Source organism: Leptospira ainlahdjerensis (assembly GCF_016919175.1).
Classification (GTDB): domain Bacteria; phylum Spirochaetota; class Leptospiria; order Leptospirales; family Leptospiraceae; genus Leptospira; species Leptospira ainlahdjerensis.
In genome coordinates, this window is record NZ_JAFFPU010000030.1 from 37,088 (window position 1) to 62,012 (window position 24,925).

Below are 24,925 nucleotides of genomic sequence, written 5' to 3' on the forward strand. Positions count from 1 at the left end.
AGTTCTTAGGATGAAAATCGATCCGCACGAACTTTTCAAAGGACCGGATTTTATAAATCCGGTTTGGCTTCCACGATCGGATCCTGGATCGTAATCACATTTCAGACTCCGTAACCTATGTCCGATAGGCTGTTTACCTCTTGGACAAAACAATCCAAAGAGGTTTGAGTTGAATTTAAGGGACAATGATCTTCTGTTCGATAAAATTATCGAAAAAGCCGCTGTTGCCATCTATAGCTCGATACGAACTTACATTGACGCAGGCATCATTGTAAGTTTGCGTATCCAAAATTTTCTTGGCAGTTGAATAGGAGGCAATCGGAATTTGGGCGTCGTCAAGACCAAACTCGATGTAAGTATATGGGATCGGTGTAGCGCCGCCAGCAGGAGTGGTTGTGGTTAAATCTAAATAGAAATAATTCTGAATAGAAGCTGTTGTATCTTTTGCAACGAATTCTATCAAATTTCCGTTTGCAGTAACTTGAATGCAGTGTTGATCACAGTTTCCCACGGCAACTGGAGCCGAGATTGCACCGTAACAAGGTCCCTGAGGAGGCGTAGGAGGAACGGAATTGATTTCTTTAAAGGATTTACCAAAAGGATTGGATACGACAACTATGATCTTATAGGGCTGGGAAGTTTCGGGGGAAAAGAATATGAAACGATCTGGAAAGAATGGGTTAGGGGTTGCTTCTTCTAAGATGAAATTATTAACGCTTAGGTCGTTCGGATTGAGAGTCATGACGTTGGGTCTTCCGAGATATGCTTTTATGGATGGCCAGGGAGAAGCAGGCGTTTTCTGAAACGAAAAACGGACTTCGATTTTTTGATCGTCGGGGGTTCCAGTTCTGTATGTAGTCTGTACAGTTAAATCGTTTAAAAGAGGATGACCATTGGGTGACTCTGGTTCCGGTTTCAGCTCAGAATTAGCTTGTTCCTCTAAAGGACCTATTAAAGGTATCAACAAATCATTGTTACGTGCCCCACCTTTACAGGATAATCCGAAACTCACAGTCTGTAAAATCATTGTAAATTGTATAATAAAAATGATTTGTTTTATGAGTCTTTCTTTCCAAGAGAGAATTGCAGACATCCTTTACTCCTTTTTTCTTAATATCTTTCGATATCAGAAAGTTATTTTTTCGAAGACAATACTCAAACTGAGATTTGAAAATTGATTCCGAAGATTTGAGATAATCCCTCAAGATCCATGGGGGAGTAATAATGATAGCCTTGAAGAAAGTCCGCACCGGCTTCGGTCGCTATTTTTTCATATTCCTGGTTTTCCACTCCTTCAATGATGACTTTCTTATTCATAGTATGCATAATCTCGATCACTGAACCGAGCAACTTTCTCTTTGAAGAATTTTGCAAAGCTCCACTTAATAGATTTTTATCGATTTTAATAATATCAGATTGAAATTGATCTAATCTTGAAAAATTTGAATGTCCTTTTCCAAAATCATCGATCGCAATTTGAAATCCGTGAAAGTGAAGACTTTGGGCTTCTTCGCAGAATCTAAAAAATTCATTGTTATTCACATTTACCGAAGTTTCTGTAATCTCTATTAATATTTGATCAGGTCGTATTCCGAATTGATCGGTTACGGTTAATAATGTTTCGCTAATATTTTTATGAATCAGCTGAATTGGAGAGATATTAATTGTCAGTTTACAACTTTCTTGGATAACCGCGAATTTTCGAAGATTCGCAAATTCTCTAACCGCATTTCGAATTACCCATTCCCCTAACTTTAAAATGAGGAGGGACTTTTCGGCCAGGGGAACGAATAATTCCGGACTTATATTTCCAGTGATCGGATGTTTCCATCTTGTCAGGGTTTCGATATATTCTATTTTTTTTGTTTTTGAATCTAAAATAGGCTGATATTTTAGAAAAAATTCCTTATTGAAATTTGCAACCTTGAGTGCGAATATCATTTGAATCTCTTTTTCCAGATCGCCTACTATGAAGTGGCTATGTGGATATCGGCTTGCTTTGATAAAGGAGTCCGTGAGCTTATTCTTGATATCAGTATATGGCTCATAGGGTTTCTTGCTAAAATAAGCTCCCATAGAAATTTTAAAGAAAAAGTCCGTTTCATTGCTACGAATCGGATGGTTCATGATAGAGATTACTTGCCTAGGAAGAGTGACTATGTCAAACTTTTCCTCGACCGGCATTAATAATAAGATTCTGTTTTTGGATAATTGAAACATTTGTATTTTTGTTTTAGTAAGGAAATGAACGGACTCTAAGATACAATCTAGAGCTTCTTGATACAAAGAAATATTGGGCTCTTCAGTCACATCCTGAAAGATAAATTGGACCTCAGTCAAATATGCCGCGATGAAGGGTTTTTCTGCGCTGTTTTTTAATTCCAAGATACATTCTTCGATTTCTTTGTCTGATAGAGATTCGTTGCTCGGGTCGCTCAGAGTACGATTTATGATACGAGGGCAATTGCACTGCTTTCGACAATTGCATTGAATTCCTTGATTAGGGGATATATTAATTAGATTGATTGTCTTTTCCATGTTGTCCCTGTTCTTCTTTGATTCTGATTTTGACTAAGATTCATAATACGGTAATTCCTTGGAGGATGGGCTGAAATTTATAAATTGCATCTGGCTTTATTAATATGAAAGTCCGCATTCATAACCGCATAACGTATTTATTCTTTATTTCTTTTGCTTGAGTGAAAAAGATCGATATTTAGAAAATAAATATTTTGTTTGGAACGGATTCTTAAAAATTTTCTCATCCTTTTTGTTGTGAATGTTCATCTATGAATCTTAGCATAAATCAACATGGGCAAAGATAATTTAAGGAAGACATTTCCTCACGTTAGGGCAAAGAGTTTCTTTTTTGAAATCTTGATTAATGCAAAGACTGAAATTTTAAAAAAATGAGTATGTGGCGAGAGGGAAAGAGGAGTTGGAGTTGTGTGCCACATACTCGAAGTTGGAGATTAGTTAGGATCCGATTTTAAGGCCCGCTTACACAGCGAACATAGACGTTTGTGTTGTTCGCTTTTGGAAATTCGATGACTCCTCCCATTTTGAAATCGACGATGTATGCCATACTCCTATAAGGTGTATTGTTCGGTATTCGGTATGCGCTTTTGTTTCCGACCGTCTCGTTGTATGCTTTGGGATCGGAGCCAGTGGTAGTGTTTGGGCTGATTCCGGCCGACATCGCAGTAGTAGAAGTCCAATAATAGCCTCCAACCGTATCCGGAAAGGATGAAGTGTTGATAATGGGGAATGCGGTTCTGCCGAAATCCACAAGACTTTGCAGTTCTTTCACAGTAGGTAATCGCCAAACACGACCAGCTAAAACTAACGAATTACAATAGGCGAGAGCCGAAGTCCAGTCCGCTGTCGCTGCAGGAAATCCGTTACAGACTATTGTGCCTTGACCCTTAGAGCATTTTTGCCATATACGTAAGCTTCCCGCTTTGATAGTCCCGTCCAAATTGTCCGTAAAGGGCCCGTCCAATGGATAGATTGGATTTATGAATATGGCGCCGCTTATGATAAAAGTAAACAGACATCGAATGATATTGATAAAAAGTGATTTCATATAAACTCCTAATTAATCCGAAATACAAAGTGTGGTGTAGTAATAAGACCCTGAATCCCATCCGTCGTTTTTTAGTTTATTGTAAGGTATCGATATACCGTCAAAAACCGAAATGGACCATGCTCCCCAGGATTGTAAGGAGGAAATCGCAGAGTAATTGATTGGGCCGTTTGACAATAGATCGATATTCGGTGTTAGTGTATAAATATTCGTCGTATTGATTGTTATAGAGTTCGAACTGGTCCAAAATCTATGGTAGTTGCTACGCGAAAGTCCTGGAAAGAAACGCTCCGGAATGGCTTCATTTCCGAATCCGCCCGAATCATATTCAAGAATTGTGTTATACTCCGCTAGAGTGGGTACTCTCCAACCTTTTCTACCCGCGTAGCCGGTGCCGTTATTTCTTCCATTCAGTTCGGAACAACTTTCCACCGCTTGATTGAATGTTTTCATCGGATTTTCGAATTCGGCTACGCACGAAGAACCATTCCATTTGTTTTGTCCAGGACATATTTTTACACATAGATTCAAACCTATAACCATTTCGTAATCGGGCTCACAAGTCCTCCAAAAGCGATTGTTTTTGGTATCTATTGTAACAAAATCGTTTGCAAAACCATTGATGTTCATTGGGAAAGAGAAAAAAGTATTAGGACTCAATACCGGTATTACACCGCCAACTTCGCCATCTTGTCCGGTGCCATTGCAAGGAATCGTATTTCCATTCTGATCAGCGCAAAAACTTTGTTCCGTATCTAACGGAAAGAAATAAGCTGTATCCTGAATCGTTCCATAGTTTAGATTGATATTCCCTGCTGAGATTGTTACTGTTGGGCTCGAAACGACGACATTTCCGGCTATATCCTTAAATGAAGTATCCGAATAACGCCAGTAGAATTTATGCCACTCTGGTAAATTGCTCTGAACGTTTAAGGTATACGTTCTTTTATCTGCACTCCATGAACCGATAGCTCCGGGCCATTTGATTTCTTTGTCACCTTGAGTCTGGTCCCAATGTGTGGGAATTGGCGATATGGACGTGTCCATATCTTCATCGAACGTTAGGCTAAATGTTTTCTGATTCACGCTCAATCCGAAAGCGGCGGCATTCGGAGTTAAGGCCGGTGAGGCTGTTATGATCTTCGGAGCGATATCGTCTCTACTGACTGATGTCGAGGTCGTGCCTTGATTGGAACCTGGGGTAGTAAAGCAAACTCGAATTGTATTTGAGCCGGCGTTTAGAGTCGAGCCTGAAATAGCACTACTAACGTTGGTATTTGCCGTTGCAGATCCGGTAAGCAAAACGGTTCCGTCCGTACAATTTGTGCCGTTACTTTGTATGGAGTAATTGCCGGCAATGTCGGATTTCCAAGTTAGAGTAGAATTATCGACGCTTCTAATTACGGACTTACTGAGAGACACGATTGTAATGGTAGGATTTCCGAACGCTACAGTATAAGAGGCGGTGTTTGCAACTCCTATATTACCAGCGTTGTCCACTGCTATGGCGCTAAAGTTCGTTACAGTATTGTTCGCTAAAGCTATTGCTGAAGAAAAGAGAACATTTCCGCTCGGTGCACTTCCATCGTTTCCGATCGAGGCGGAATTACCGTCTGTGCGATAGGAGATTCGGTTACAGTTTGAGTTTCCTACGTCGGCGCAAGAAATCGTAACGTTCGGAGCGGAAGTACCGTAAACTCCGCCAGCCGGCGTAAAACTCACGATCGGGGCTGTGTCATCTCTTAGAACCGTTAGACCGTATGAATCCCAGAGCGAAGTTTTGCCTACATTGTATAGGCAGATCCGAACGGAATTGCTTCCGATATTCAACGGAATTGTTCCGGCGATTGCATGAATTCTGGAAATCGTTGAAGTCTCTGCGCTCACGGAACCTTGCGAATCCACTGTCCCATCACTACAGTTTGTTGAAGAATAGCGGATTTCATAATCGGCCGATTGCGAACTGCTCCAACGGACGTCTACGTATTCGAAAGCGCCGGTTTGTCCGCTCACATAGACTGTGTTTTGGGAAGAATAGGTCAATGTTCCGGTTGCCGCAGGAAGGTTCGCATTGGTAGTTGAACTATCATTCGCGGAAAAAAACTGCCCGATATTCAGCGGGAAAATTGTGAACCCTTTGTTTCCGTTTTTGGCCGGCAAACAATTCAAAAAAAGAAACTGAAGTACAAGGATAATATGCCAGGTAAAGGAAAGATAAACTCTATCCAGCAACAATCTATTTTTAATACTCATAACCTCTCCCAAATTTGTATTTGATTAGGATAGATTAAGAGTAACAATATCTCATTGAAGAATCAGCTGAATCTATAAAGCGATTAACTCATATTATTTTGATCGCATTGAAATAATTACAAAGATATATCTGAAGATGGCGTAAGTAGTAATCTTGAAAAAAAATCTCGGGATTCTGAGAAAAGTGAAATTCGAAAATTACTCTAAAGATTTTTTTTTCTAAATTGCGAAGGAGCGATTCCGACTTCCTTTTTGAATGTCGCATTAAATACTGATAATGAGCTAAATCCGCAGTTAAAAGCGATCTTTATGATTGTAGTATCCTTTTCGGTTAAGAGTAACTTTTTCGATTCGTTAATTCTAAATTGATTTACATAGGCGAAGAAACTTTTATTTAGATTATTGTTTAAAAGTTCTGACAGTTGGTGAGATTTTATATTTAGTTTGTTTGCTAACTTTTGAAGCGTTAGATCGCTTTCTAGAAATACTTTTTCTTCATTCATTAACTTGTTTAGTTGATTGGAAACAAAATCTGAGTCAATGTTTTGAAGTGTGCTTCTTTGATAGCTCATTTTCCGAAAGGTTTCCGATACGATGTTGAATGTAATTGGATGAATTTGGCTGATTACGAAGGCGTAAAGGATTAGAGCTGTGAGAATCGATAGACTTAATATATACAATTCGATGAAATAATCATAGAGAGAGAATAAAAATCTAAAGTCAATTATTAGGTTTACTAACACCCCCATCAACCCAATGCACAAAATTACGATCATATGTTTCGGCCACACGGAATCGATGTTTGTTCCTTTGATCAATCGTAATACTCGGATTAAAATGATTACTAAGTAGACAAAGGTTATCAAGGTTGATATACCGTAAAAAATATCGTATCTGCCTTGAAATTTTTCATTGAGATCCGGAAAATCGATCCCTTTGAAAATCAAAATGGAAGTATCGAAAGAAAATCCGATCAAAAAAATAAAGGACGGTGTGTAATGTACTAAAATGTCTCGTTTTCTTATATCTTCATTTAATAGAAGCATATTAAAATATATAAAAAGAGAAGGTCCAATTAAAAAAATAAAAAAGACCTCTATCGAAAAGAAATGCGAATACTGTATCCCGAATCCAATTAAGAGCATCAAACCTTTGATGAGAAAGAAACCCATTGAAATGAAAATAGAGAATAAAATTACATTTTTCAGGGCTTTTCCTTTTGAGATATGAATAAAGGCAAAGATAATTGAAAGAACTCCTCCAAACCCGACTAAGTGATGGAATATAAAGAATAAAATTTCTTTCATTTAGGATACCGTCAAACCTTGCTTCTAATAAATTCAAAAATTAAAACCTGAACCAGGTAAGAGCCGACTTCAATTTAAGAGACAGCCCTCATTTTTTATTTAGACAGAGAGCTTTATTCATTTGTAGGAATTTGTTGAATGGAAGTCGAAAGATTTACGCCGGTTCGAGCGAATTGGGTGCGTGGAGGGGATCGTTATAATCAAGCCGTAAAGTTGGGTCTATTTCAAAGTCGTAGCCATTTCGGATTTGTTCCCGATATTTGCTCGGGCTCATTTTGGTAAAATGCAAAAAAGATCTTTGAAAAGTCGAGTTTGAATTAAAACCGACCGCTAATCCCACCGACATTGCGGTTCTACCTGGTTCCTCTTTGAGTAAGGATATGGCTTCTTTGATTCTATAGTAATTTATCAAAGTATTGAAGTTTGTGTTGAGGTGGTGATTGATAAAAGCGGAAAGAACATGCGTTGAAATTCCCATTTCCTCCGCGACGCTTGGGAGTCTTATGTCTTCATCAAAGAATATCTTTTCTTTTTCAAGAAGGTTGTATAATTTATTGTTAATTGCTTCGATATCTATTCCTTTTAAAACTACGTTAGTGATATAATAGTTCGACTTCATTAATTTTTGTTCTTCGGATTGTGTCGTTGTGTTATCTGTTTTATGTCTTTCATTTTGAAAAAAAATCAGATTGTTGAACAGGAATATGGGCGAGACGATATAAATAATTTCGCTCAGGTTCCAGATAAAGCCGTTTGTTTCAATCTGGAAGAAAGGAATAATTTTTTCCGCGATCATTAGAATGATTATTAGATAAACCAACTTCATTCCTTTTTTTAGGTAAATCTTTTTCGCTAAATATCGGTATGCAAAACAATATAGAATTAAGATAAAAATAGATAATTCGCTTACTAATGAAAATACATTTGGCAGGAATCTGTTTTCCGATCTGTTCAAGAATAGAAGCATGATCGTGCTTGCGCTGAGCAACAGAATGGAAAGAAAGAAAAGTTCCTTTCTGAAAACCGATAGATATTTATTAGATTTATTCTTTAGTAATTTATTGGAAATCAAAAAAACGAGAATTGTTCCCGCAATTATCAATAATAGATAAAAGAAATCGCTGACAATGCGGACGGCTCTTTGATCGAAGTAATTTTGAATAGAGAATAAAAGCAAACTAAATCCGATAAAGATTAAAGCCAAGGCTTGTCTTCTATGGAAATATTCCCTTCTGTTGAAAAGGTAGATTAGGCCCAAAGCAAGATACTCTAATGAGCTTGCAAAATAGAAATCGTGAGACATTGGAAAAGTAATTAACTCCTAAGTTTTCTATTTATTTTAATCTTATTTATTCCGCCATGCTACTGAGTTTATAAATTCAGTATAGTTTTTATTTAAAAATATGGACTTTGAATTATCGAAACATGATGGGTGTAATGAATGAATAAAATGTAATGTATAAAAGAATATATAAAGGAACGATATTATAAAAATTAATGCGACATTATTTTGTTGACGTTTGCCTTTTGAAAAAGGTTTGATTTTAGTATATGTTACTATGAGATGAAGGCCTAAACTTTTAAGTTGAATTCTTGAGATTGACGGGAGATAGGATGGAACGAAAAAGAATCTGGGCGGCATTTGTATTTGTGATTCTCTTGATGTTGGCGACATTGTCCTATGAAATTCATAGAACACTTTTTAATACTCAACAGGTGATTTCTTTACGCACCAATCTTATGCGCGACTATTTCAAGAAATTTGAAGTTCAAGTTCAAGCTTTTGCAGTGACGTTCTCCGACAATTTGAATAAAAATTCTAGGATGGGGGAACATCCGACACTTGACGTGAGGTTTGATAAACAGATTGGAAAGAATTTGCGTTCGATTCAAAGTATAGCCTATGCCCGGAAGAAAATTCCGTTTGTTGGGGAGCTTTTTATTGAAAACGGATTGTTTGCTGATACCTTAAATTCTTCGCTAAGCAAGGAAATGCTGGGGGTATTTAGTTTGGATGGACAGATGCAAGTATTAACGAAGGAAAACAGAGAAATCGTAAGATCCTATTATACTTCTCGACAAAATTTTTTCTATTCCTTTCCTAAAGGAAGTTGGAGAGATCCTTATATTATAAAAGACTTATGTAGCTACATATTTTTGCTAAATGTGTCAGATTGTTCAAGATTTGGACATTCTCTACAGATTTCGGGTTTTTATAATGACCCGTCCGTCAAAAATTTGATAGTCAGCTTTTCTGAACCGGTTTTCTGGAAGGGGAAAGTTATAGGGGCCGTCTCAGTCGATGTAAGTTTGGAAAAAGCTCATTTGATTTTGAATTCCGGCGTCAGCAAAGGTGAGAGCTATCTTTTAGATTCGCGTGATCATTGTATAGGCAAAGGAGAATCCTGTGATTTATCGGATTTTTCTGTTCGGATCACACCCGATTCTTATCAAAAGTTAAATATGACCGGAAAATACTTTTGGACTGCGTATAAGGTAATCGAAGGAAAGATGGTTCTGATACATAAGATATCGATCCTTGAGTTCATTTATCTGTCTTTAAAAAATTTAATCCCATATTGGGCATTAATCTTAACTTTGTCCACACTTATGATTTTGAATTCAAAACTAAAAAAGTCTCTGAAAACAGTCTCTCACCTTTCTAATTCTGATTATCTAACGGGTATATCGAACCGTAGATATTTTTTGTCTTCTGTTCAGAATTATCTTACGCTGAATCGTAAAGGGGAGCCCTGGGCGGTCTTAATGGTTGATATTGATTTTTTTAAGAATGTCAACGATCGGTTCGGTCACGACATGGGGGACTTGGTTTTGGTTCAAGTTGCGCGGTTGATAGATTCCATTGTTCTAAAGCCTAATTTCGTTTCTCGATGGGGAGGAGAAGAATTTGCAATACTCTTATGCAATGTAGATCCCGAAACGTCTTTTCAACTCGCTGAATTTCTGCGTAAAGAGGTCGAGCAAAGAATCTTTTTGAAAGATGGTTCTCCCGTAACACTGAGTATAGGAGTTGCAGAAGGAAAGATCGGCGGAACATTCGAGGAGGCTTGCACCAAGGCCGATAGGGCTTTGTATCAAGCTAAAGAGAATGGGCGGAATCGCGTTTTTCAGGAACGAAATATTGGATGTCGCAATAATTTTCGAGGAAACGCAGAATCTTTTTAAAGAGCAATGAATTTACTTTGGAAAAACTTATCGGTTTCACTTGATTTGGGTAAAAGGGCTTTCAAGTTCGATTCCCCCCGACGAAATCGTTCACAAAAGTTTTCTTTCCGATGCTGAACATTCTTCTTTGTTAAGCGACCCGAAGGTATGGGAGAGAATCTATCACTTTCTGCACGAATAGGAATGTTCTAAAGAATATTCCGTTTTTCTAAATTTTCAAAATCTATTCCGGATGCGATGGAGAATCCTTTTGGATCGTGTTCTCAAGGTTTTGCATTTTTGTTTCGATGTTGAAACTCTCTCGGGAAACGGAATCGATCTAAAAGAGAATTTGTTTTTGGAGGTTATTTTGATTTTTACTTTTTTCGGATCCAAGGAACGGTAGAATCGGGATCCGCATTCAAAACGAATCCCAATTCTTTTCCTTATCTTCCGATCTTGGCCTGCAGATCCTCGTGAACCGTTTTTCCGTCGATGACTCCGTCGACAGTAACTTTGCGATCAATCCTCAATGAAAAAATCGAAGAATAGTCCGAGGTTTCTTTACTCGTAAAACGAACGTTATCAAAACGAACCAATTTGGATTCTAACACTTCGCTTATATTTTCCGGATAATTTCTGCGTTCGATCAGTAACCCTTCCGGCGCATGAATATCCGTAATCTTCTCGTGAGTTGTGGAACCGTCTTTGTTTTCGACGCTGCTCGTTTTTGTCGTGATCACTGCCGTTCCCGCTTTAACAATGATATAACGGGAAAGGATTCTGGCGCCGTTCTGGAACGCTTGTTGTGCTTGTTCACAAGGGGTTAAGTTCGGATCGTTGTAAGGAGCCAAAATTTCGGCTTTTCCTTCCGGAGTTAAAACCCGAACGAAGGCCGCATCATCGGCTGTTAACTTTCCGTAATCTGTAAACGTAAAGGCGCCGGAAATTTGAGTCGTTCCTATAAATTGCGATCCGGACGACAAAAACGGCTTGCGAGATCCGTTGATGACAAGCTGTCCTCCGTCTGCGACCGTGACAAAACCCTGAGGACTGCTAATGGAACTGACGAGCGTTTGCTGAATGGGGCAGGTTAAAAACGGTCGTACGGTTTGATCCATCATAAAAAAGGAAATCGATTCTCCATTGATGTCGCCCGCTATTTCGAACGTACCGTTTCCATCTGTTCCTCCGTTACCGCCTTCGATCGTAAAAAAACTTCGATTCGGTGCGGATCGTTTTACGGGACTTTTTAGAATCGAGCCTATTCTTGGATCCATCACACTTGCCAATACATCTAGGTCGGATATGGAAAGAGATCCTGCCCCAAGATCCGACGTTGTCACTTGGATTTGACTTGCGGATGCCTGACTATGATCCGAAGCAATCTTTCCCGTTTCGCTCAAACCGCCGGAAATGCTGAAATTCGGATTCAATAATAAAAACCCCAAGATTAGATCCTCCGTTGAGGGATCTGCCGGTCCTTTTTTATTCGAATTACATTGAATCGATAAGAAGATCGTTATCGATACGATGATCGTTTTTGAGATGGTGAGCTTCATAAAATTACCTCTTGTCTTGGAAAGGCTTACGCATTTTCATTCGATTTTGTGTCTAAGTGAAAGGATTCAGGCCGGGATTTGATTTCCGAGAACGAGGATATGATTCTTTATTTTGAACGTTTTGTTCTTAGAAGGTTGGAGAAAAGTTTCTATTCTTAGAATGGACTTATTTTTGGAAGGGATCACAAGTATCTTGGATTTCCGGAGAAAATCTTTTTTTTGGAAGAAGCGCTTTTTCTAGGGATCCGATGCGCTACTTTCAATCATTATAAAATTCGTAAATTCGGGTCGGCGTGGAAATTCTATGCCGAAAATGGAAACGTTCGAATTCGGATTTGTGATACGAAATTCAAAATAAGATAGAAATTCGTTTCTTACTTTGTTTCCTATGTCGCAGTGAGTCATTTTTAAAATTCAATCTTTTGGAAGGCTATGAACCAAGACGTCCTGAAATACAACAGCAGTTTAGAATCCAAAGAGGAAAGACTCATTTGTGAAATCCTCTTTCAAGAAATTCAACTCAAGCTTCCCAAAGCCGAAAATAAAATCTGGCACGCCCATCCTGTGTGGTTCTTGGATGGAAATCCTATCGTCGGCTACAGTAAACTGAAAGGTGGAATCAGACTTCTTTTTTGGAGTGGGCGATCTTTTGAAGAAGAGGGTTTAAAGCCGGAAGGTAGTTTTCAAGCCGCGGAGGTTCGTTATACCAATGCCGATCAGATTCACAAAAAAGATTTAAGGCGTTGGCTTGTTAAATCCAAGAAGATCCAATGGGATTACAAGAATATCGTTAAGCGAAAAGGATTGCTGGAAAGATTAAAATGAGCTTTCGTTTTTTTTATTCTTACGCTCAATCTTTGTCTTTGAAGTCTTAGCTGGAATCCGAACGTTTCTATTTCGAAAAAAAAGGTCCCTGAAAGGTAGAAATTTTCTCAGAAGAGGAGTTGTGAGTTTCCGATTGTGGGTTCGGAGACTGATCGACTTTTGAATAAAAATTCGTTTGCGTTTTGAGTTTCGGTTTTTTCGAATCCTTCCTCTTGGACGTTCGAAACCGCAAATCGAGTTTTTCTTGAGCAGCTTTCTTTCCGCTAATCTCGATAGGGTGCAACCGAAGATCGATATCGATTGGGACGGATGGAATTATAATGAATCAGACAACCTTCTTCTCCTTGCAATCGACGTACACATACGTCTCGACAGTTTCCTCTCCGTTGGTCTTTGGCATTCGTATCTGGGTATACTTTGTCGCATTCTTTGAGACAAAAGTCGAGTTTGATGTTGCAGGCTTTGATCGTTTCGATTTCTTCTCTCGACATAAGTTTGGTCGGAAGTTCGGGCCTTACTTCCCTTCTTGTTTCCAAGTTGTCGTTGACTCGGCAAAGAATCCATACCGGAAGGAGTAAAATCAAAACGTAAATTCGAATTTTCAATTTGGACATCCGAAAGTATAAGCGAGCAAACAGAGCTTGAAGTATTGATTCGGATCCGGATCGGGATACAGAAGGACCTTTTTTTCCATACATTCCACAAAACATTTTCTTTGTTTGTAGTCATCGGCCCTTCCGTCGGACATCTTATGCGCATCGACGATAAGATTGCATTCTAAGAATGTGAATTCTAAGAACAGCCATAGGAGGGTCTTAAAGTTTTTGGTTTTCAGAATCATATTTAGCAAATAGAATATACAAAATGATACATATTCTCTTAAAGAATTATTTTTAGAAACCGTGACATTTTCAGAGATTGAATCTGATTCCAAACTTTGACGGGAAGGAACTCAAAGTTATTTCTTTTGGTTTTTTCTAAGATTCGCGTTAAGCAAAATTCTTTTGCGAATGGGGAATGGGGTCTTCGTTTATTTCGGGGCGTACGGGTAGATTGATATAAAAACGAGTATATTCGTTTTCCTTACTTTCGTAATATATTTCCCCGCCGTGATCTTTGATAATTCCTGTGCTTACGGAAAGGCCGAGTCCGGTTCCTTTGTCCACTTTTTTCGTTGTAAAAAAAGGACTGAATACTTTTTTTGCTTCTTCTTTCGGAATTCCGATCCCACGATCCTCGATGCTCATCTGAATCCAAAGGTTGGTGTCCTTTTCGAATTTTTTAGCCTTAATTACGATGATCTTATTGGAATCGTATTTCGGATATTTTTGATTGAGAGCATCTCTTGCATTGTTCAAAAGATTGAGAACTACTTGCTGAATTTGTTGAGGTACGCAGAAAACGTCGGGCAGAGAATCTTGAAATTGCATTTCTATGTGGATTGTATCTTTTTTGAAAAGTTGCTGGCAGAGAGAAACCGTCTTTTGGATCACTTCCTGAAAATTCACTCTGGAGAAAACGTGTTTTTCTTGCCTAGCTAATCTCAAGAGATCCTTAGTGATTTTCGAAATTCTTTCTCCTTCATCAAGTATATTGCTTGCGTATTTAAGAATGGAGTCATCTTGACTTTGACCCAGAATCAATTGCGCGTAGTTGATGATAATCGTAAGAGGATTGTTTATTTCGTGAGCGACTCCAGTTGCGAGAAGACTAATCGCTTCCAGTTTTTGGGCTTGGATCAACTGAGACTTCAGTGTTTCATTCTGTTTTTCTGCTTCTTCCAAAAGTGTTCTCTCTTCCGATTCTTTGAGAGCTCTTTCTATGGAATAATTAAGTTTTGTGATCTTGTTCTTTGAGATATAATCGGTAGCACCTTGTTTTAAGGCTTCAATCGCCGCGTCCTCTCCTAACCAGCCGGAAACAAAAAGAAAAGGTACGTAAGGATGATACTTTCTCACTATCTCCAGCGCTTCCATTCCGTCAAAGGAGGGTAAAGAAAAATCGGAGAGAACCAAGTCCGGTTCGCTCGCCTGCACTTCTTGAATGAGTTCTTCCTTTGTCTGGATTTGTTTATAAGAAAAGTCTAAACCGCTCGCACTGATCTGGCGGATCATTAAACCAAGGTCGTTCGGATTGTCTTCTATACAGACGATGTAGATTTTTCTCTGAATCATCATAAAGCGCGTTTGTTCATTAGAATCCAATAAAATCCGATTTCCGACGCCACGTCGCTGAATTTATTAAATTCGAGCGGCTTTACAACATAGCTGTTTACGCCTAGACGATAGCTTTCCACAATATCCTTTTCTTCAGCGGAAGAGGTAAGAATGACAACTGGAATGAGTTTTGTGAGTTCTTCACTTCTTACCTTTCTTAAAACTTCGATCCCGTCGACCTTCGGCATTTTTAAATCGAGTAAAATCAAGGAAGGAAGCTGCATTTTGTCCCTGTTTTCGTATCTCCCCGTTGCAAAAAGATATTCTAAAGCCTCCTCTCCGTCTTTCACGAGTTTTAGCTGATTGGTAAGATTATGCTTTTTTAAACTTCTCAAAGCAAGTTCGGAATCCTGCGCGTTATCCTCCGCGTAAAGAATCGAAATCGAGTTATCCTCTATGTTTTGCATCGTTGTCGTGAACTCCCAATGTGAAATAAAAACAAGCGCCGTTGTCCAGTTTGCTTTCAGCCCAAACTCTTCCATCGTGTTTTTCGATGACCCTTTTTACGATCGCGAGGCCAACGCCGGTTCCTTCAAATTCATCCGAATGGTGAAGCCTCTGGAAAATATTGAACAACTTGTGCACGTATTTCATTTCAAAACCCGCTCCGTTATCTTTTACAAAAAAGACGTTCTCTCCATCCCTTTCGAAAGATCCGATTTCAACTTTCGGATTTTCTTTTCCGCTCGAGTATTTGAAGGAATTGGAAACTAAATTAAAAAGAAGTTGTTTTAGGAGTCCGGAATCCGCTTTTGCTGTGGGAAGTTCTCCGACCGTAGCCTTAACTTTTGAGTTCGGAAAAGAATTGGCAACTTCTTCCAGAACCTTTTGCGCCATATCCTTTATGTTGATGGTTGTAAATTGAATTTCTTTTCTTCCAAGACGGGAGTATTCCAAGAGATCGTCTATGAGTTGACCCATGTTTTCCGCGTTTTTCATTATAATCTCAAGGATTCTTATTCCTTCTTCCGATAAAACGTTTCCATGATCTTCCATAAGAATTTTAGAAAATCCTGATATACCTCGGATTGGGGCACGGAGGTCGTGCGAAACGGAATAGGAGAAAGATTCCAAATCTCTGTTGGATCTTTCGAGTTTAGAAGAATAGTTTTTCAGGTTAGAATTCGAAGTTTCGATTAGAATCTCGGCTTCAAGACGTCTTTTATTCTCTTTGTATATTAGAATATACTGAAACGAAATAAAGGAAAGATTCAGAACTATCGCGACAAAGATAAGGCCTACCGCGAATTTTAGATTGGATTCCGATCTTTCCCTTCTTTGTTGAAAAAGACGAATTTCTTCTTTTTTCATTTCTTTTAGAAGGGTTCGAATTCTTTCACTCAGAGTGTTTCCTTTGGAAGAATGAAACGGCGCCGCGTAACTTCCAGGAGGTTTTAAGTTTTGCTTTACTACGGTGAATTCCATAAAATCGATCTTTTCATCGATCAGTGGTTTTAATACGGAGATTCTACTTTGTTGTAGTGTGTTGTCGATCGTTAACGATCTTAAATTTTCCATCGCGGCGAGGAGGATCGTTTTGTTATTATGATATGCTTCCAATAGGTTCGAGTCTTTATAAAGAATATAACTCCTAAGAGACGCGTGCATTTCGTTAAAGGCGGAAAGGCTCTCTTCCAGATTTGTGAGAACTTCCTGAGTATGGGATTCCCATTTTCTTAGATCGGATGATTGATTGATTGCGTAGAATGCGGATCCTGCAATTACCGCATTCAGAAGAATGATGACTATAATTCCGAGGATGACGTTCTTTTCAATCGTACTCTTCAAGAAATCCCTAAACCTTATAGAAAGAATGGAAACAAACTAAACCAAGGCCGTCTCCGAATAGAAACGAATAAGAAAACACCGTTTGGAGAACGAAAATCGAGATAACTTTTTTACTTGAATGTATTTAAAATAGCAAGAAAAACTTAAAAATTATCACTTTCTATTCAGTATTATAGTATACTAATGATGCGAAAGGCAAGAATTTATTTTCTCTTTCCATCTTTGTGCTGGCTTTTGTCAAAATACCTCGATAATCTTCTTTCTAAAAAACCGAGATCGTCGTGTGTTGCGTATTTAAAAAAGGAATATTCGATTCTTATAAAATCGAGAGGAAAAGGACGAAAGCTCGAGGTTTTGAAATCAATCGATGGATCTCGTAAGATTCTGTTCGAAGAAAAACCTCCTATCCTTATGTCTCGAAATGCCGAGCCTATGGTCGAGGATTCCAATCGTCTACGGATTCGGAATTTAATTTTTCGAAACAGAGAGCCATCATATCTCCCTGATCGAAAAGTTTTACCGTCGGATCGGCTAAGTATTTCAGGATTTTATAAAGTACTCCCGCGTTTTTTTTTGCGGTCAATCCGCTCCCGTAGGAAACGTGTTTTTTCTTTTGAAATCCTAATGACTCGCAAAGTCGAATGATGCCGGAAAGCGAATAGTAGTAGAGATGTTCCGGAACATTGAGATATCTCCAAGATGGTCCTTGGACTTTTGAAAGGATCCCCCATCTACAGGTGGAAAGAATAATCCTTCCTCCGGGTTTGAGAAGTGTATGAATTTTTTCTAATGTTTCTTTCGGTTTGTGCAAATGTTCGATGGAGGCCCATAACGTGATGAGGTCGAACTTCTCCGATTCATCTTCCTTCCATTCTAAAAAATCTTTTTGTTCTACTTTGAGCCCGAGTTTTTCTTGTGCAAATTTTACGGGAGCCTCCGCGATATCCGTACCGTAGGAATCCCATCCTCTTTGTTGCATGTAGTCCACGAAATAGCCGGCGGCGCATCCGACGTCCAGACAACGTTTCGCGGAGGGTAGTTTTTTTTCCCAAGCCTCGAATTCCAAATCTTTTAAGTTGAGACCGAAAACGCGAGAAATCTCATTTCTGACTCCGTCCGAGAAATAATTGTCATAACCTCTGTCGCTTCGTTTTAAAAAATATTCCTCAGAATAATAAGAGGCAACCTCTTCGGGTGAAGGTTGAGGACTTACTTGGACGAGAGCGCAACGTTCGCATTGAACAATCTGAAAAATTTCGTTTTTATGATTGGATTTTGAAAATAGCGGTTTGAACTTCGAGGAGCCGCAGGTATTGCAGGGGATACGTTCCATTCTATTATTCCTATCGGGTTAAGCTTCAAATACTTTGATAGAAATTCTGCTTTACGGGGATCTTCTCCGTGAAACTCATGAAAGGACATGAAACAGGTAGTAGTTCATTCCATTTTTTCCTTTTTAATTTTGACTTCCTCCGTTCTTCTTGCCGATCAGCAAGCAAACACAACCATCAAGATCAAGGCGGTCGGAGACATGGTGCCCGGTACGAATTATCCGGAATCGCTCAATATTCAAGATCCGAGAACCTTTCTTTTTGGAAAGGTAGAGAATCATCTAAAAGGTGCGGATATACTTTTCGGAAATTTTGAAAGCACTCTTACCACATATCCGAATACTTCGAAAGACACTTCCAGGAAAATGATCTTTGCGTTTCGAACTCCTCCTTCTTACGCGAAGGTCTTGAAGGAAGTCGGCTTTGATATTTTAAGCATTGCTAATAATCATTCTTTAGACTTTCATCAACAGGGTTTTGAAGATACTCAGAAAAATCTTTCCGATGCGGGAATTCGGTATACCGGCAAAAAGGGAATGATCACTTATATGAACGTAAAGAACGTTTCCGTAGCATGGATCGGATTCTCGCATCTGAAGTCGCATAACAATGTGAATGAAATCGAAGAAGGTGTTGCTCTCGTTAAAGAAGCAAAGAAAAAGGCCCAACTCGTTTTTATTTCCTTTCACGGGGGAGCGGAAGGTGGTCCCGCTCTTCACGTTAAAAATCAGATGGAACGTTTTTACGGAGAATATAGAGGAAATCTCGTTGAATTCAGTCATTCTTTAATCGATGCGGGAGCGGATCTTGTCATTGGACACGGTCCTCATCTTGTACGCGCTATGGAATTGTATAAGGGCCGGTTGATCGCGTATTCTCTCGGTAACTTTATGGGTTATAGAGCGCTTTCTTCACGGGGGATCGTCGGTTATTCTCTGGTCTTGGAGGCTGAAGTGGATTCTCAAGGGAAGTTTGTAAAAGGAAAAATCATTCCTCTTCAATTGGATTCCGCTTCGATTCCGGAATACGATCCTGAAAAGAAAACGATCGATCTTTTGAGAAAGCTAACCAGGGAAGATTTCCCTTCCAAGGGTCCTAAAATTTCCGAAGACGGAACGATTCTACCCGGAGCGTAAAAAGTCCTTTTTCGAAACAGATTTTACGGAATCATCCAGAATTATCGGATTTCATTCCCATTTTTATTCTTAAATTTATACCTTTCCGTACGATTTCGTCGAAAGGTATAAAATCTTTTCTCTTGCTCCCTGAGTCCGCACCCTGAATTCTGGAATCGTAGCTTGTTCGTCCTCGTAAAAGAGGAAGGGAATCCGGTTCGATTCCGGAGCTGAACCCGCAGCTGTAATCACCTCCAAAGAGGTTTTGTCAAGAATGCCACTGTGCTAACACGGGAAGGCGACAAAGCCGGTGAAAGCCAGAAGACCTAACAAGCCATAACAAACAAATAGGACTTTCGGGAGCTAAAGTCGGGTTTGAAAAATAGCTCCAATTTTTCTTTCCCATTACTCCGTACCGTGTGAAAAATGGGATCAAGAAAATACATTCGATATTTAGAATATTCTAAAATAATACTGTTTTTTGTTTCGGCAGCAGGTCTTTTCGCTCAGGAGAATCCGGATTCTCCAAAGACTAAAAAGGCGGAAACGGTTCAGGTTCTCGGTAAGGCGCAGGACTTCGGCTCCCTAAATTTCCGCTCGAATCCGAGCGGCTTTCAATCAGCGATCAAACTCGACGATATTTCGGCGCGTTATACGTCTTTGCCCGAGGTTTTAGAAAGGGAAGCGGGACTTCGAGTCCGTTCTTTCGGAGGTCTCGGTTCCTATTCCACCCTTTCGATTCGTGGAACGAATCCGAATCAGTCTCGGATTTATTTGGACGGAATTCCTCTGAACAATTCGCAGGGTGGAGAAGTCAATCTCGCGGATCTTCCTTTTGACAGTCTGGAAAGTGTGGAAGTCTATCGGTCCGGCAATCCTATCGGTTTTTCCGGTTCCGCAATCGGCGGATCGGTGAACCTTGTGACAAGAAAAGATTCCGGGAAGCCAAAAACAAGAATCAACATCGGAGGCGGTTCATTTAACACCGGAAAGGCGAGTGTTTCTCATACCGGAACTTACAACGGAGTGGGCGCAAGTTTTTTAGCGCTGGGTGAAAAATCGGATCAAAACTTTTCGTTTAAAAACGATCACGGTACGGTGGTTTTAAACACATTAGACGACACAGTTGACCGCAGGAAAAACGCCGCCTTTGAAAGAGCGGCTCTTTTTGGAACCCTGAAATATCAGATTGGAAAGACCGAACTTAAATTCCTAAACGATTTTAATCATAGGATTCACGGTCTTCCAGGGCCGGGCTCCAATCAAACTAACCGAGTTCATAGAAGATATGATCGTTATACCGGTTCGTTTGCAACCGACACAAAAGGACTTTTTGCCGATTGGTTCCGGCTTGAGACGAGGAGTTTTTATACCGCGGCTAAGGACGATCTTTTGGATCCGAGTTCGGAGTTTTCTAAAGGAGCTCCCAACTCGAGAGCTGAGATTCGACAAGCGGGAGTCCAATTGATGCCCACTCTCTATCTCACCGAGTATTATCAAATTGTACGAGGTTTTGTTTCCTTAGAAAAAGAGTCTTTCGATCGGGAGAGGTTGACTTCTTCCAATTACGTCTCGAGAATCGAACCTCGCAAGGAAAGAACCTATTCTTCTCATCGTCTTGAAGACGAGGTTCGTCTTTTTGACGCGAAGATACTTTTGATTCCATCGGTGACTTGGGATCATTATAAAGATCGTTTTCCTTCGGAGGAACCTTGGTATCGAAAGGACGATCCTCTTTCCGGAGATCAGAAGAAAAACACATTCACAAATCCTAAATTCGGTTTTGTCTGGAAAATCTTCGAAAAGGAAACCTGGGACGTTCAATTTCTTGCAAACGTTTCCAGGCAGTTTCGGATTCCTTCCTTTTTGGAGATGTTCGGAGAGCAGGGAAGCATCCTTGCCAATTCGAATCTCAAACCGGAACGAAGCGAAAACGGAGACGGCGGTTTTGTTCTGAAAACGGATCATTCTTTTTTGAAAACTAAAACCAGCATTTCTTACTTCTCGAAAGATATCCAAGACATGATCCTTTTTCTTCCGAATTCCCAATTTACCTTGAGACCGGAGAACGTCGATTCGGCGAAGATCCGAGGTGTGGAGTTCTCCCATAGGGAGGATTGGAAATACGGATTTAAGTTTCTCCTCAATTATACCTATCAGAGCGCGATCAACAATTCCTCCTCTCCCTTTCTCAACGGAAAGACGCTTCCTCTGAGACCAAGGCATGAATTTTCGAGTACCGTTTCCTGGAAGGGAAAACGGCTCGAGACCGGATTGGAATTGTTATATATCGGGGCTGTGTTTCGGGATCGAACAAACGAATACATCAACTACATTCCCGCGAGACAGATCTGGAATTGTTTTTTTACCTGGGTTTTTTATTTAGAACCAGGAGATTCCACTAAAGATTCTTTGGGTAACGTTAAGGAAGGAGCACCTTCTAAAGAATTTCTACTAACGTTCGAGGTTAAGAATTTTACAGATAAGAGAGTCTCCGATCTGATCGGTTATCCGCTTCCCGGTAGAAGTTGGTATGCGACTCTGAGTATGAGGTTCTGATATGAGATTGAAATATTTGTTATTCATTATATTCTATCTATTGAATGTTTCCTGCCAGGATATTCAAAAACCTTCTTTTTTGAGTCTTCTTTTGGCTCAGAATCTTTCCGGGAATATCGGAGTTGTTACCTCCGATTTCAGCGGGGGAGGAAGATTTAAGGTTGTCAATCCTTCCCTTCTTTACAGTTATCCCGGTTTGACTCCGATTCATTCGGATGCTCTTGCAAGATTCGGTTTGGGTAGAGTTTATATTTTAAATCTTCTCAATCGAGATAGTATTCAAGTTTTAGATCCCAATCTCGGCTTCGTTACGGTTTCCGAACTTGCTCTCGGATCCAAGGTTAACCCTGCGGATATGGAATTTGCGGGGCCTTCCAAAGCTTACGTTACCCTTTACGGTTCCAGTCGGCTTCTGATTTTGGATCCGACCTCGATGACGATTACGGGTTCGATCGATTTGGGGAGTTATTCTGAAACCTTTTCTTCCGGGGGATCTCCGGACGGAATCCCTGAAATGAGCGGAATGAAGATCGTCGGAGATTCTCTTTTTGTTTGTCTTCAGAGATTGGATCGAAACGATCCTTCCGGTTACTTCCCTCCGAATACAACTTCGATCTTACTTGAAATCCACGTTCCAACGGATACGGTAATCGGAAATTATACTTTTCCCGCATCCAATCCTTTGAATAAGCCGCAACTCTTGGATCTTTTCGGTGAACCGCATCTTATTTTTGCAACTCCTTCAAGAATGGGTTTTTTAAGTCAGATAGACGGAGGTGTGAGCGCCTTTCGACTTGGAACCCGTTCTTTTCTCCCAAGGTTTTTGTTTTCGGAATCGAATGCGGGAGGAGATATCGTGAACGTTCAGATTAAATCCGATACGGTCGGTTATGCTTCCGTGTTGGATTCGAGTTTTACGAAAACTCTAACGGTTTTTAATCCGAGCAACGGAGAAAAAGTTGCCACACTCTTACGCATTCCTTCCAGTTTCGATGCAAGTCTCTCAAGTATTCTACTCGCTTCCGATAAAATTCTATACGTGGGCAACACTCAGTTTCAACAGCCTGGTGTTACGATGTTCGATACGGAAAGGGGGAACTCGCTTCTTACTCCAACTCCGATCTCCGTTGACTTACAACCCTATGATATTATCGAATTAAAATAGTCATAACTTCGGAGTTGGAATCGGGTCCCGCTTTCTTCAAACGTAGAAAACGTTTTTGTCGGATTCGATTCTTAAAAAAGAATTCTGATTTTCAAGAAGAGGTGAGAATTCTTTTGAAATCTCTTGATTTTTTTTTAAAAAGAGATTCAATCCTCTCACAAAAAGCATAACCTTACACACAAGTTGAGAGGGATATAATGAGAATCGTCCTCGGAAAAGGTATTTTGTAGGAATTCCTACATGAAATTTTTTACTTTCGAAAAGTTTGATTTTATGATAGAGGAAAGTCTCCGGAATTTTTCCACCACCCGCCCCTCCACCCAAAATTTGGGAGGGGCGCGCGACGTTCACTGAAAGATTGTCGTAGTTCCGACAGATTTTCGTCCTACCCCAACAACGTGTGGGTAAAGTTATGCACAAAAAGCGACGGTGAGAATATGCAGGAACTCTTTCAGGCGATAGCGAGCGGGCTCAGATCCAAAGTGATTGGTCTTTTAAAACGGGATCCCAGTCTATTCGAAAGTGTTACGGAAGAAGGAATCACTCCGGTTTTATTTTCTATCTACTACGGAAAACTGGATCTCTCCAAAGAGATCTTCGAACTGAGTCCGAATCGAAATCTTTTCGAGGCCGCGGCGCTCGGAAATCTCGAAGAAACAAAAAGACTGATCTTGGAATTTCCGAAAGAGATCAACGTTCTTTCCAAAGACGGATGGTCCGCGTTGCACCTCGCTTCTTATTTCGGTCACTTAGAGATTGTAAGATTCTTGATCGAAGCCGGAGCCGACCTGAACCTCACGTCGAAGAGTAAGATGTCTTACGGAAATACGGCGCTGCATTCTGCGATTGCAACCGGAAGGAAGGAGATTGTAGAACTCCTTTTGGAAAAAGGCGCGGATGCGAACGCGATCCAAGAACCCGGAAAAATTACACCTTTGCATCTCGCCGCAAGCCGTCCAGGGAGTATCGCAATCATTCATATCCTTTTGAAAAAAGGAGCCGACAAAACCAGTCGAAGCGAAGAAGAGCAAACCCCTTATGCGATCGCATTAGAAAAAGGGAATGTGGAAGAAGCGAGGGAATTGGAGATTTTTTGATTTTTAAAATCTATCCTAATAATAAATTCGTATTTGATTCAATACGTTCCCGCAAAGAAAAAAACAAAAACGGATCCGATTTTTGCCGAGGTCTTTTCCTGAAAAAAGCAAATTAGAGAAAGAGAGAATTGCAAATGGAAACTTTAAGTTTTAAGATTTTAATTCACGCCGACGTAAAGACCGTTTGGCACAAGATGCTCGACGATCAGAGTTATCGAATTTGGACGGAAGCGTTTCACGCGGGTTCTTACTATGAAGGAAGCTGGGAAAAAGGAAGCATCATCCGCTTTTTGGGACCGGACGAAAACGGCGGCATCGGAGGTATGTACAGTCGGGTCAAAGAAAACATCATGTATCGATTTATTTCGATCGAACATTTAGGAATGATCAACAACGGAGTCGTCGATACCGAAAGCGAAGAGGTGAAAAAGTGGACTCCCGCTTTCGAGAATTATACGTTCCAAGAACAAGACTCCGGTAAAACGGAATTGATCATAGAGATGCAAACCGTACAAGAATACAAGGCTATGTTCGAAGATATGTGGCCCAAGGCATTAAAGGCGCTGAAGGATTTGTGCGAAGCCGGATGAGGGTGTTACACTGAGTTCGACCGGGACTCGCCGTTACGCAATTTCGCGTCGTGCAGCATAAACTCAGCAGATTCTTCCCTACGGGTCAGAATCTATCACGGCATCTCGAACTTTCCTCACCACAAAAAACTCAGCAGGTTTCTCCCTACGGGCCGGAACCTATCTGTAGTTCGGTCGCGTTCATGACGCTCTCTATGGATCGCTATGAACGCTTTCAAGTTCTCGCTTCGAGTCCCGACATTGTTATGGGAAAGTTTGAAGGTGTTGATGCTTCTTGGGGAGAAGGTGCAGTTTGATTTCTTTGCTTCGCAAAGAGTCAACGCCAACGCTCCGCTGGCTTTTGACTCCATTGCTTCCTATGGGGCG

Annotated in this window: 20 protein-coding genes and 1 riboswitch; of the genes, 7 read left to right on the forward strand and 13 right to left on the reverse strand. The window is 40.1% G+C overall.

The genetic code is table 11. The features are described 5' to 3' along the window. Positions 1 to 175: 175 nt before the first annotated feature. The 6 genes from JWG45_RS07980 to JWG45_RS08005 form a co-directional block, all read right to left on the reverse strand. Positions 176 to 1,093: a hypothetical protein gene (locus JWG45_RS07980; RefSeq protein WP_205279235.1), complete on the reverse strand. Its 918-nt coding sequence runs from the start codon at positions 1,091 to 1,093 to the stop codon at positions 176 to 178. Positions 1,094 to 1,155: 62 nt separating this feature from the next. Beyond that, positions 1,156 to 2,385 (reverse strand): EAL domain-containing protein, encoded by a 1,230-nt coding sequence (locus JWG45_RS07985; RefSeq protein ID WP_205279236.1) that lies wholly within the window; start codon positions 2,383 to 2,385, stop codon positions 1,156 to 1,158. Positions 2,386 to 2,989: 604 nt separating this feature from the next. Beyond that, entirely contained in the window at positions 2,990 to 3,586 is a 597-nt protein-coding gene (locus JWG45_RS07990; protein ID WP_205279237.1) for an Lcl C-terminal domain-containing protein, read from the reverse strand. Between the two features lie 12 nt (positions 3,587 to 3,598). Next, positions 3,599 to 5,839: an Lcl domain-containing protein gene (locus JWG45_RS07995; RefSeq protein ID WP_205279238.1), complete on the reverse strand. Its 2,241-nt coding sequence runs from the start codon at positions 5,837 to 5,839 to the stop codon at positions 3,599 to 3,601. A gap of 203 nt (positions 5,840 to 6,042) precedes the next feature. Continuing rightward, positions 6,043 to 7,146, reverse strand: a complete 1,104-nt coding sequence (locus tag JWG45_RS08000) for an AraC family transcriptional regulator (protein WP_205279239.1) — start codon at positions 7,144 to 7,146, stop codon at positions 6,043 to 6,045. A 154-nt stretch (positions 7,147 to 7,300) separates the two neighbouring features. Beyond that, a complete protein-coding gene (locus tag JWG45_RS08005; RefSeq protein WP_205279240.1) occupies positions 7,301 to 7,966 on the reverse strand; it encodes a helix-turn-helix domain-containing protein in 666 nt (221 codons plus the stop codon). A 794-nt stretch (positions 7,967 to 8,760) separates the two neighbouring features. On the opposite strand from JWG45_RS08005, the gene JWG45_RS08010 reads away from it, so the two are divergent. Next, the gene (locus JWG45_RS08010; RefSeq protein WP_205279245.1) at positions 8,761 to 10,332 is read left to right on the forward strand and encodes a sensor domain-containing diguanylate cyclase; all 1,572 of its coding nucleotides are present in this window, start codon (positions 8,761 to 8,763) and stop codon (positions 10,330 to 10,332) included. Positions 10,333 to 10,757: 425 nt separating this feature from the next. Here JWG45_RS08010 and JWG45_RS08015 read toward each other — a convergent pair whose 3' ends face one another. After that, positions 10,758 to 11,873: a hypothetical protein gene (locus JWG45_RS08015; RefSeq protein WP_205279247.1), complete on the reverse strand. Its 1,116-nt coding sequence runs from the start codon at positions 11,871 to 11,873 to the stop codon at positions 10,758 to 10,760. Between the two features lie 432 nt (positions 11,874 to 12,305). Here JWG45_RS08015 and JWG45_RS08020 point away from each other — a divergent pair, with 432 nt between their 5' ends. Next, a complete protein-coding gene (locus JWG45_RS08020) occupies positions 12,306 to 12,698 on the forward strand; it encodes a DUF1801 domain-containing protein (RefSeq protein WP_205279248.1) in 393 nt (130 codons plus the stop codon). Positions 12,699 to 12,961: 263 nt separating this feature from the next. On the opposite strand, the gene JWG45_RS08025 is transcribed toward JWG45_RS08020, so the two are convergent. From JWG45_RS08025 to JWG45_RS08050, 6 genes are all read right to left on the reverse strand, one after another. Then, positions 12,962 to 13,303, reverse strand: a complete 342-nt coding sequence (locus JWG45_RS08025; RefSeq protein ID WP_205279249.1) for a hypothetical protein — start codon at positions 13,301 to 13,303, stop codon at positions 12,962 to 12,964. Further along, positions 13,300 to 13,539: a hypothetical protein gene (locus JWG45_RS08030; protein ID WP_205279250.1), complete on the reverse strand. Its 240-nt coding sequence runs from the start codon at positions 13,537 to 13,539 to the stop codon at positions 13,300 to 13,302. The genes JWG45_RS08025 and JWG45_RS08030 overlap by 4 nt, the downstream gene beginning before the upstream one ends. 148 nt (positions 13,540 to 13,687) lie before the next feature. Continuing rightward, a complete protein-coding gene (locus JWG45_RS08035) occupies positions 13,688 to 14,902 on the reverse strand; it encodes a sensor histidine kinase (RefSeq protein WP_205279251.1) in 1,215 nt (404 codons plus the stop codon). Beyond that, complete coding sequence (locus JWG45_RS08040) at positions 14,872 to 15,321, reverse strand: response regulator (RefSeq protein ID WP_205279252.1); 450 nt, start codon at positions 15,319 to 15,321, stop codon at positions 14,872 to 14,874. Before JWG45_RS08040 ends, JWG45_RS08035 begins: the two co-directional genes overlap by 31 nt. Next, positions 15,302 to 16,702 (reverse strand): sensor histidine kinase, encoded by a 1,401-nt coding sequence (locus tag JWG45_RS08045; RefSeq protein WP_205279253.1) that lies wholly within the window; start codon positions 16,700 to 16,702, stop codon positions 15,302 to 15,304. Before JWG45_RS08045 ends, JWG45_RS08040 begins: the two co-directional genes overlap by 20 nt. A 430-nt stretch (positions 16,703 to 17,132) precedes the next feature. Continuing rightward, positions 17,133 to 18,035: a class I SAM-dependent methyltransferase gene (locus JWG45_RS08050; protein ID WP_205279255.1), complete on the reverse strand. Its 903-nt coding sequence runs from the start codon at positions 18,033 to 18,035 to the stop codon at positions 17,133 to 17,135. A gap of 87 nt (positions 18,036 to 18,122) precedes the next feature. On the opposite strand from JWG45_RS08050, the gene JWG45_RS08055 reads away from it, so the two are divergent. From JWG45_RS08055 to JWG45_RS08075, 5 genes are all read left to right on the forward strand, one after another. Then, positions 18,123 to 19,169 carry a CapA family protein gene (locus JWG45_RS08055; protein ID WP_205279256.1) on the forward strand — a complete coding sequence of 349 codons (1,047 nt, stop codon included), beginning with the start codon at positions 18,123 to 18,125 and terminating at the stop codon, positions 19,167 to 19,169. A gap of 146 nt (positions 19,170 to 19,315) precedes the next feature. Then, a riboswitch (cobalamin riboswitch) is annotated at positions 19,316 to 19,496 on the forward strand. Between the two features lie 78 nt (positions 19,497 to 19,574). Continuing rightward, positions 19,575 to 21,707 (forward strand): TonB-dependent receptor plug domain-containing protein, encoded by a 2,133-nt coding sequence (locus JWG45_RS08060; RefSeq protein ID WP_205279257.1) that lies wholly within the window; start codon positions 19,575 to 19,577, stop codon positions 21,705 to 21,707. Between the two features lies 1 nt (position 21,708). Then, complete coding sequence (locus tag JWG45_RS08065) at positions 21,709 to 22,872, forward strand: YncE family protein (RefSeq protein ID WP_205279258.1); 1,164 nt, start codon at positions 21,709 to 21,711, stop codon at positions 22,870 to 22,872. Between the two features lie 437 nt (positions 22,873 to 23,309). After that, on the forward strand, positions 23,310 to 23,969 hold the full coding sequence (locus tag JWG45_RS08070) for an ankyrin repeat domain-containing protein (RefSeq protein WP_205279259.1): 660 nt from the start codon (positions 23,310 to 23,312) through the stop codon (positions 23,967 to 23,969). 134 nt (positions 23,970 to 24,103) lie between these two features. Further along, a complete protein-coding gene (locus tag JWG45_RS08075) occupies positions 24,104 to 24,559 on the forward strand; it encodes a hypothetical protein (RefSeq protein WP_205279260.1) in 456 nt (151 codons plus the stop codon). Positions 24,560 to 24,925 lie beyond the last annotated feature (366 nt).